General features: G+C 71.3%; 10 protein-coding genes. 4 read left to right on the forward strand and 6 right to left on the reverse strand.

What is annotated here, in order from left to right; translation table 11 throughout:
* The first annotated feature begins 192 nt into the window (after positions 1 to 192).
* The 4 genes from SNE206_RS38040 to SNE206_RS38055 all read left to right on the forward strand — a co-directional run bounded on the left by SNE206_RS38040 (position 193) and on the right by SNE206_RS38055 (position 4,209).
* Positions 193 to 666: an Lrp/AsnC family transcriptional regulator gene (locus tag SNE206_RS38040; RefSeq protein ID WP_405011397.1), complete on the forward strand. Its 474-nt coding sequence runs from the start codon at positions 193 to 195 to the stop codon at positions 664 to 666.
* Complete coding sequence (locus SNE206_RS38045; RefSeq protein ID WP_407918169.1) at positions 663 to 2,057, forward strand: aspartate aminotransferase family protein; 1,395 nt, start codon at positions 663 to 665, stop codon at positions 2,055 to 2,057. The genes SNE206_RS38040 and SNE206_RS38045 overlap by 4 nt, the downstream gene beginning before the upstream one ends.
* A 274-nt stretch (positions 2,058 to 2,331) precedes the next feature.
* Complete coding sequence (locus tag SNE206_RS38050) at positions 2,332 to 3,063, forward strand: ABC transporter ATP-binding protein (protein ID WP_407918170.1); 732 nt, start codon at positions 2,332 to 2,334, stop codon at positions 3,061 to 3,063.
* Positions 3,064 to 3,072: 9 nt separating this feature from the next.
* The gene (locus SNE206_RS38055; protein WP_407918171.1) at positions 3,073 to 4,209 is read left to right on the forward strand and encodes a hypothetical protein; all 1,137 of its coding nucleotides are present in this window, start codon (positions 3,073 to 3,075) and stop codon (positions 4,207 to 4,209) included.
* Positions 4,210 to 4,271: 62 nt separating this feature from the next.
* On the opposite strand, the gene rlmN is transcribed toward SNE206_RS38055, so the two are convergent.
* The 6 genes from rlmN to SNE206_RS38085 all read right to left on the reverse strand — a co-directional run.
* A complete protein-coding gene (gene rlmN / locus SNE206_RS38060) occupies positions 4,272 to 5,372 on the reverse strand; it encodes a 23S rRNA (adenine(2503)-C(2))-methyltransferase RlmN (RefSeq protein WP_405011401.1) in 1,101 nt (366 codons plus the stop codon).
* A gap of 77 nt (positions 5,373 to 5,449) precedes the next feature.
* Entirely contained in the window at positions 5,450 to 6,388 is a 939-nt protein-coding gene (locus SNE206_RS38065) for a phosphatidate cytidylyltransferase (RefSeq protein WP_407918175.1), read from the reverse strand.
* 123 nt (positions 6,389 to 6,511) lie between these two features.
* Entirely contained in the window at positions 6,512 to 7,069 is a 558-nt protein-coding gene (gene frr, locus SNE206_RS38070) for a ribosome recycling factor (protein ID WP_407918172.1), read from the reverse strand.
* A gap of 66 nt (positions 7,070 to 7,135) precedes the next feature.
* Positions 7,136 to 7,900 carry a UMP kinase gene (gene pyrH / locus SNE206_RS38075; RefSeq protein WP_407918176.1) on the reverse strand — a complete coding sequence of 255 codons (765 nt, stop codon included), beginning with the start codon at positions 7,898 to 7,900 and terminating at the stop codon, positions 7,136 to 7,138.
* 266 nt (positions 7,901 to 8,166) lie between these two features.
* A complete protein-coding gene (gene tsf, locus SNE206_RS38080) occupies positions 8,167 to 9,003 on the reverse strand; it encodes a translation elongation factor Ts (protein ID WP_407918173.1) in 837 nt (278 codons plus the stop codon).
* Between the two features lie 129 nt (positions 9,004 to 9,132).
* Positions 9,133 to 9,509, reverse strand: a 377-nt coding sequence (locus SNE206_RS38085) for a 30S ribosomal protein S2 (RefSeq protein WP_407918174.1), incomplete at its 5' end; no start/stop codon positions are given.

Consider the following 9,509-nt stretch of genomic DNA (forward strand, 5'->3'; position numbering starts at 1 on the left):
GGCATCTGCGGCCGTGGTCCGCCCGGGGTGCGCAGGCCTGCACGTGTACGTCGCCAAGACTACCCGGGCACCGACCTTATCGACAGGTCGCCCGCTCAGACACGACGTAATCCGCATGCAATTTTGGAAACCGCGACGAAATCAGCAGCACCTCGGGTTGCGCCCCCGACCGCGATCGTGCACAGTGGCGACGTGGCCAACCGCGACCGGAACGCCAGCGTTCCCCTCGACTCCGCCTCCAAGGCGATCATCGAACAGCTCCAGGAGGACGGGCGCCGCCCGTACGCCGCCATCGGCAAGGCCGTGGGCCTGTCCGAGGCAGCCGTACGGCAGCGCGTCCAGAAGCTGCTCGACCAGGGCGTGATGCAGATCGTCGCCGTCACCGATCCCCTCACCGTCGGGTTCACCCGCCAGGCCATGGTGGGCATCCGGGTCGAGGGCGACATCGAGCCGGTCGCCGACGCCCTGGCCGCCCTCGACGAGGTCGACTACGTGGTCTGCACCGCAGGCTCCTTCGACCTCCTGGCGGAGCTGGTGTGCGAGGACGACGAGCACCTGCTCGAAATGATCAACAAGCGCATCCGCGCGCTTCCCGGCGTGCGGAGCACCGAGAGCTTCGTTTATCTGAAGCTCCGGAAACAGACCTACACCTGGGGCACCAGATGACAGCCGACCCGGCGCAGAAGGACCTTTCCAAGACCGCCTACGACCACCTGTGGATGCACTTCACCCGCATGTCGTCGTACGAGAACTCCCCCGTGCCGACCATCGTGCGCGGCCAGGGCACCTACGTCTGGGACGACAAGGGCCGCAAGTACCTCGACGGCCTCGCCGGCCTCTTCGTGGTGCAGGCCGGCCACGGCCGCGAGGAGCTCGCGGAAGCCGCGGCCAAGCAGGCCAAGGAGCTCGCCTTCTTCCCGGTGTGGAGCTACGCCCACCCCAAGGCGGTCGAGCTCGCCGAGCGCCTGGCGCACTACGCCCCCGGCGACCTCAACAAGGTCTTCTTCTCCACCGGTGGCGGCGAGGCCGTCGAGACCGCGTGGAAGCTCGCCAAGCAGTACTTCAAGCTGATCGGCAAGCCCACCAAGTACAAGGTCATCTCCCGCGCGGTCGCCTACCACGGCACCCCGCAGGGCGCGCTGTCGATCACCGGCCTGCCGGGCCTCAAGGCCCCGTTCGAGCCGCTGGTGCCCGGCACCCACAAGGCCCCCAACACCAACATCTACCGCGCCCCCGAGTACCTCGCGGGCCCGGACGGCACCGTCGACCCCGAGGCGTACGGCCGCTGGTGCGCCGACCAGGTCGAGCAGGCCATCCTCTTCGAGGGTGCGGACACCGTCGCCGCCGTCTTCGTCGAGCCGGTGCAGAACGCCGGCGGCTGCTTCCCGCCGCCGCCCGGGTACTTCCAGCGCCTGCGCGAGATCTGCGACCGCCACGACGTGCTGCTCGTCTCGGACGAGGTCATCTGCGCCTTCGGCCGCCTCGGCACCATGTTCGGCGCCGACAAGTTCGGCTACCAGCCCGACATGATCACCTGCGCCAAGGGCATGACCTCGGGCTACTCCCCGATCGGCGCCACCATGATCTCGGACCGCATCGCCGAGCCGTTCTACAAGGGCGACAACACCTTCCTCCACGGCTACACCTTCGGCGGCCACCCGGTCTCCTCCGCCGTGGCGCTGGCCAACCTCGACATCTTCGAGCGCGAGGGCCTCAACCAGCACGTGCTCGACAACGAGTCGAAGTTCCTGGGCACCCTCGACAAGCTGCGCGACCTGCCGATCGTCGGCGACGTCCGCGGCAACGGGTACTTCTACGGCATCGAGCTCGTGAAGGACAAGACCACGAAGGAGTCGTTCAACGACGACGAGATCGAGCGCGTCCTCTACGGCTTCCTCTCGAAGGCCCTCTTCGAGAACGGCCTGTACTGCCGCGCCGACGACCGTGGCGACCCGGTCGTGCAGCTGGCCCCGCCGCTGATCTCCGACCAGTCGACCTTCGACGAGATCGAGCAGATCCTGCGGGTCAGCCTCACCGATGCGTGGGCCAAGATCTGACCTTCCGTCCCACCCTCCGCCGAAGGGCGGTCCCGGACCTCACCCCGGGACCGCCCTTCGGCGTACCCGGACCTCGGCCGCCCCCGGCCCGCTCACGGCTCCGGCCCGGCGCACCGGGCGCCCGCACCCCGCCGATCGCCGTATCCCGGCCGTTCCACGTGCCGGAATGACGGCGATTTGTCCCTGGATGAGCCAGTGTGCCGCAACCGCACCGCGACCTGTTCGTTCTAATCTGACGACTGTCATATCCGCAGAGCCCCCAGGATGGATCTCCATGTCAGCGGCCCCGCCCGACAACGACGTGCTGTGGGCCCGAGGGATCGTCAAGTCCCACCACGGCACCCCCGCCCTGCGCGGGGTCTCGCTCGGCGTCCGGGAGGGCGAGGTGCTCGCCGTCACCGGCACCCGCGGCTCCGGCAAGAGCACCCTCCTCGGCTGCCTCTCCGCCCGGCTGCCCGTCGACGAGGGCGAGCTCTGGTTCAACGGCACCCCCGTCCACGACCTCACCCCGGCCCGCCGCGAGCGCCTGCGCCTGCGGCACTTCGGCCACGTCGGCTCCGAGCCCCACCTGGTGCCCGAGCTGACGGCCCGGGAGAACGTCGCGCTGCCCCTGCTGCTCGCCGGCACCGGCCGCAAGACCGCGTACACGGCCGCCGCCGAATGGCTCGACCGCCTCGACGTCGCCGACTGCGCCGCCCTGCGTCCCGCGGAACTCCGCCAGAACCAGCGCCAGCGCATCGCCGTCGCCCGTGCCCTCGCCCCCCTGCCCCCGGTCGTCCTCGCCGACGACCCCGGCGCCCCGCTGCACCGCGAGGAGCGCGAACAGGTCCTGCGGATACTGGCCAGCGCCGCCCGCTCGCACCGGCTCACCCTGGTGCTCGCCACCCACGACCCGGAACCCGCGGGCCAGGCCGACCGCACCCTCACGCTGGTCGACGGCCTGCTCACCGCCGCCCCCGCCGCACCGTCCGAGACCGGCTCCACGGCCGTCTCGGCCGCGCGCTGAAAGGACGTCGTGTTCCATCTCCGACTGGCCAGGAACTACCGGGCCGCCGACCTCGCCCGCCTGCTGCCCGCCGCCGCCGTCGCCGCGGTCACCGCCGCCCTGCTGCTGCGCGCACTGGGCCGGGCACTCGGCGAACCTGCCGCCGCCTCCGTCCCCCGGCTGCTGTGGTGTCTGCCCGCACTGGCCGCCCTCGGCTGGCTCTGCGCCGCCACCTCCCGCGCCGTCCCCGCCCGGCATCCCGAGCGGATCGCCGGACTCACCGCCGCCGGCTTCGGCCCGCGCCGCATCCGGCTGCTGCTCGCCGTCGAGACGGCCGCCACCACGGCCCTCGGCAGCCTGCTCGCCCTGCTGGTCTTCCTGATCCTGCGCAACGACGTCGCCGGCCCCCGGCTGGCCTCCGACATCGGCATGGGCATCCCGCTGCCGGCCGCCGCCCCGGTGACCCTGCTCGCCCTCGTCCCGCTCGCCGCGGGCTGCGCCGCCGCCGCGGCCGTCCGGCTCCCCGAGGCGCTCCCCGGCCAGGACACGGACCCCCCCGCCCGGGCCTTCCACACCGTCCGCATCGCGGTGCCGGTCGGGTTCGTCCTGGTCGGCACCGCCCTGGAGCTGTACGGGCTGCGCCCCGGCGCCGAACAGGACGGCCGCCCCGTCCTCCTGCCCGCCCACCTCGGACCGGTCGGCACCGCCGCCCTGACCGGATGGGCCATCACCGCGCTCGGGCTGCTCCTGCTCACCGCGCCGCTCATGGGCCTCGCCGGGCGGCTCCTCGCCGTGCACCGGCCCGGGACGGTCCGGCTGCTCGCCGGACGGTCGCTGGCCGCCGAGGCCCGGCGGCTCGGCGGCACGCCGGCCGTCGTGTCCCTCGCCGTCGCCGTCCTGGCCGCCGCCCTCGCCGAGGGGCACGGCCCCGGCCTGCCGGCGGTCGCCGGGGCCGTCCTGGTCGGCGGCTGCGCGGCCGGGGCCGCGGCCGCCCGCACCGCGGAGATCCGGGCGTCCCGCCTGCCCGGCACCGAAGCGCTCGTCCGGCTCGGCGCCGCACCGGGGATCCTGCGGCGCGCCGCCGCGATGCGCGTGGCGGCGGCCTGCGCCGTCCTGCTCTGCACCGGCGCGCTGACCGCGCTGCTGGGCGTCGCCGCACTCGCCTGAGACGCGTACAGGGCCGGCCCCCCTGAGGGGGTCGGCCCTGTGCGCGTGTCGCAGCGGTGCGGTCAGCCGGCCGCGGCGAGCTGGCCGCAGGCGCCGTCGATCTCCTGCCCGCGGGTGTCACGGACGGTCGTCGGCACACCGTGCGCCTGGAGCCGACGGACGAACTCCCGCTCGTCCTCGGGCCGCGAGGCCGTCCACTTCGAACCCGGCGTCGGGTTCAGCGGGATCAGGTTCACGTGCACCCGGTGGTTCTTGATCAGACGGCCGAGCAGGTCGGCACGCCAGGCCTGGTCGTTGATGTCCTTGATCAGGGCGTACTCGATGGAGATCCGCCGGCCGGACTTCTCCGCGTAGTTCCACGCGGCGTCCAGCACCTCGTCGACCTTCCACCGGGTGTTCACCGGCACCAGCTCGTCGCGCAGCTCGTCGTCGGGCGCGTGCAGCGACAGCGCCAGACGGCAGCTGAGCCCCTCGTCCGCCAGCCGGTGCATCGCCGGCACGAGGCCGACCGTCGACACGGTGATGCCGCGCTGCGACAGGCCGAAGCCGTCGGGCGCGGGGTCCGTCAGACGCCGGATCGAGGCGAGCACCCGGTTGTAGTTGGCGAGCGGCTCACCCATGCCCATGAAGACCACGTTGGACAGCCGTGCCTCGCCCCCGGCGACGGCACCGCTCTTCAGGTCGCGCATCCCTGCCGCGATCTGCTCCACGATCTCCGCGGTCGACAGGTTGCGGGTCAGCCCCGCCTGGCCGGTCGCGCAGAACGGGCAGTTCATGCCGCAGCCGGCCTGCGAGCTGATGCACATCGTCACGCGGTCCGGGTACCGCATGAGCACCGACTCGACCAGCGTGCCGTCGAAGAGCTTCCACAGCGTCTTGCGGGTGGCGTCGTCGTCGCACGAGACGTGCCGGACGACCGACATCAGGTCGGGCAGCAGGCCCTCGGTCAGCTTCCCGCGGCTCGCCGCCGGAATGTCCGTCCAGGTCTCCGGGTCGCTCGACAGCCGCCCGAAGTAGTGGTTGGACAGCTGCTTGGCGCGGAACGGCTGCTCGCCCAGCTCGGCGACGGCCTCCTTGCGCTCGGCGGGGCTGAGGTCGGCAAGGTGTCGCGGGGGCTTGGCGCCGCGCGGCGCGACGAAGGTGAGTTCTCCGGGCTTAGGCATGGTCCACCCAGTGTCGCAGATGCGCGAAGGCCCCGGACGCCAGGCGTCCGGGGCCTTCGTCACGGCCGGAAGGCGGGTCAGCCGCCCACGAAGGCCGTCAGCAGCAGCCAGACCACGGGCGCGGTCGGCAGCAGGGAGTCCAGCCGGTCCATGATGCCGCCGTGGCCCGGCAGCAGCGTGCCCATGTCCTTGATGCCCATGTCCCGCTTGATCATCGACTCCGCGAGGTCGCCCAGCGTCGCCGTGACCGCCGCGCACGCCCCGAGGATCAGGCCCTGCCACCAGGCCCCGTCGTCGATGACGAACTCCATCAGCAGCGCGCCGGCGACCATCGAGAACGCGATGCCGCCCGCCAGGCCCTCACGGGTCTTGCCGGGGCTGATCGCGGGAGCCAGCTTGTTGCGGCCGAACTTGTAGCCCACCGCGTAGGCGCCGGTGTCGCTGCAGATGGTGACGACGAGGAAGAGCAGGATCCGCCAGGAACCGTCGTCCGCGGCCAGCATGAGCGCCACGAAGGTCGCCAGGAACGGCACGTAGAACGCCGTGAAGATCCCGGCCGTTATGTCCCGCAGGTAGTCCTCCGGCGGCCGGCTCATCCGCTGGACGAGAACGGCCAGCCCGGTCAGCGCCAGCACCGCCGCCGACCATCCGGCACCCGCCAGGTAGCCGACCAGCGGCATCGCCACCGCACCGGCGGCGAGCGGCGCCAGCGGCACGTGCACGCCCTTGGTCTCCGCCAGCCGGGAGTTCAGCTCCCACACGCCGACGGCCACCGCAGCGATCACGACCACCAGGAAGAGGACCTTGACCACGAACAGGGAGGCCACGATCACCGCCCCGAGCCCCACCCCCACGCCTATCGCGGCCGGAAGGTTGCGGCCGCCGCGCTGCTTGCGGGGCTGCTGGTCGGGTGGGGCCACGGGTGTCTCCTGGGCGCGGGGCATGGTCCGATTCTGTGCCGCGATGCCCCTTCGGTACACCACAGGCTGCTGCGAGTGACCCGTTCGGTGCCGGATCGACCGGCGCCGCACCGTGCCGGCGACGCGGGGGCCACCCGCAGCAGAGAATTCGATGGCAAGCGTTTCAAGATCGACCCCGTCGGCCGTGCACGGTGGCGCGGACGTCCGGGGCGTCGTTCGTCAGACTTCGAGGAGCTCGGCTTCCTTGTGCTTCAGCAGCTCGTCGACCTGGGCCACGTAACGGGCCGTCGTGTCGTCGAGCTCCTTCTCGCCGCGGCGGCCGTCGTCCTCGCCGATCTCGCCGTCCTTCACGAGCTTGTCGATGGCGTCCTTGGCCTTGCGGCGCACCGAGCGGATCGAGACCTTGGCGTCCTCGCCCTTGCCGCGCGCGACCTTGATGTACTCCTTGCGGCGCTCCTCCGTCAGCTGCGGGAAGACGACGCGGATGAGGGAACCGTCGTTCGACGGGTTCACGCCCAGGTCGGAGTCGCGGATGGCGATCTCGATGTTCCGCAGCGCGCTCTTGTCGAACGGCGTGATCACCGCCATGCGGGGCTCCGGCACGGAGAACGAGGCGAGCTGGTTGATCGGCGTCAGGGCACCGTAGTACTCGGCCACGATCTTGTTGAACATCGCCGGGTGGGCACGGCCGGTACGGATCGCGGCGAAGTCGTCCTTGGCGACCGCGACGGCCTTCTCCATCTTCTCCTCGGCCTCGAGGAGGGTCTCTTCGATCACTGTCTGCTCCCTGTCCGGTTCATCTGCTGTAGTCCCGTACCGGTGCCCCGGACGGCTGATTGCTGCTCAGGGCCGGGCCGAGTCCTGGCTGATGAGTGTGCCGATCTTCTCACCATTCACGGCCCGGGCGATATTGCCCTCGGCCAGCAGCTCGAAGACCAGGATCGGCAGGGCGTTGTCCTTGCACAGGGTGATAGCGGTCAGGTCCGCCACCTTGAGGTCGCGGGAGATCACCTCGGTGTAGTCCAGCGAGTCGAACCGGACTGCCGCCGGGTTGGTGCGCGGGTCCGCGTCGTAGACGCCGTCGACGCCGTTCTTGCCCATCAGCAGGACCTCGGCGTGGACCTCCAGCGCACGCTGCACCGCCGTCGTGTCGGTGGAGAAGTAGGGCATGCCCATTCCCGCACCGAAGATCACGACGCGGCCCTTCTCCAGGTGCCGCACCGCACGCAGCGGCAGGTACGGCTCCGCGACCTGGCCCATCGTGATGGCGGTCTGCACCCGGGTCTCGATGCCTTCCTTGATCAGGAAGTCCTGCAGCGCCAGGCAGTTCATCACCGTGCCGAGCATGCCCATGTAGTCGGAGCGGGCCCGGTCCATCCCGCGGACCTGCAGCTCCGCCCCGCGGAAGAAGTTGCCGCCGCCGATCACCACGGCGACCTCGGTGCCGGAGCGGACCACGGTGGCGATCTCACGGGCGATCTTGTGCACCACGTCCGGGTCCACGCCCAGGCCGCCGCCGCCGGCGAAGGCCTCACCCGACAGTTTCAGCAGCACCCGGCGGCGCGTACCCTCCTGCGTGTCCCGGCCGGTCTCCAGCGTCTCCTGCATGGCCTTCTCCTTCTCCACCTGCGGGCTCGCAGGGCTGCATGTGCTGCTCACAGCGCCGGGGGTACGGTGCCCGACCCTGTGCGTACGCGCGAGGAGGCCACTGCCGCGGGAACCGGTACGGTGTCCTGCACGGCAATGGCCTCCTCGTCGTTCATGGTGCCGACGCGCCCCCCGTGGGGTGCTGGAGAGCCCGCTCGGCGCGTTCCTGCCGCGTCTGCGACGCGCGGCGCTTCCTACCTTAGGCCGGAAGCGACGGGGAACGGGTCTCAGGCGCCGACGCGGAAGCGGACGAAGCGCTTGAGGGAGACGCCGTTCTCCTCGAGAACCTTGGCGACGGTCTTCTTGCTGTCCTTGGCGAACGCCTGCTCCAGCACGGCGTTCTCCTTGACGAAGCCGGTCACGCGGCCCTCGACGATCCGCGGGAGCGCAGCCTCGGGCTTGCCCTCCTCGCGCGCGGTGGCCTCGGCGACGCGACGCTCGTTCTCGATGTCGTCGGCCGGGATCTCCTCGCGGGAGAGGTACTTCGGTGCGAACGCGGCGATGTGCTGCGCGACGTCCTTCGCGACCTCGGCGTTCTCCTTGTCGAGCTCGACCAGGACGCCGACCTGCGGCGGCAGGTCCGGAGAGGTGCGGTGCATGTAGGCGGCGACGAAACCGTCACCGGCGAACTGGGCGAAGCGCTTGAAGACGATCTTCTCACCCAGGTTGGCGTTGGCCTCGTCCACGAACTGCTGGACGGTCTTGCCGGGCTCGATCTCGGACGCCAGGGCGGCCTCGAGGTCCGCCGGCGCGGCCGCGGCGACGTGCTTGGCGATCGCGTCGGCGACGACGACGAACTTGTCACCCTTGGCGACGAAGTCCGTCTCGCAGTTCAGCTCGACCAGGACACCGGAGTTGCCGCCCTCAAGGACGACGGTCAGGGCGCCGTTGGAGGCGTCGCGGCCCTCGCGCTTGGCAACACCCTTCTGGCCCTTGATGCGGAGCAGCTCCTGGGCCTTCTGGACATCGCCCTCGGCCTCGTCCAGGGCCTTCTTGCAGTCCATCATGCCGGCGCCGGTGAGCTCACGGAGCTTCTTGACGTCCGCGGCGGTGAAGTTCGCCATGGTGTGATCTCTTCTCACGTCTCGCGTGTCTGCGTGGGGTGGCGCCGGGGCTGATGGTTCGGCCCCGGCACGGGAGAGAGGGGCACCTACCGGTGTCGTACCCGGCGGGTGCCCCTCACCCTTGGTACGTCAGGCCTGCTCGGCCTCGGCGGCCGGAGCCTCGACCTCGGCGGCCGGAGCCTCAGCGGCCGGGGCCTCGACCTCGGCAGCGGGGGCCTCGTCGGCCGGAGCCTCGGCGGGGGCCTCGGCAGCAGCGTCGGCAGCGGGAGCCTCGTCGGCCTTCTGGCCCTCGAGGATGTCCTTCTCCCAGTCGGCCAGCGGCTGGTCGGCACCCGGGTCGGCCTTGGTGTCGCCCTTGGCGACACCGGCACGGGCCTTGAGGCCCTCCGCGACGGCGTCGGCGATCACGCGGGTCAGCAGGGTGACGGAGCGGATCGCGTCGTCGTTGCCCGGGATCTTGTAGTCGACCTCGTCGGGGTCGCAGTTGGTGTCGAGGATCGCGACGA

This window comes from Kitasatospora sp. NE20-6 (genome assembly GCF_045862635.1).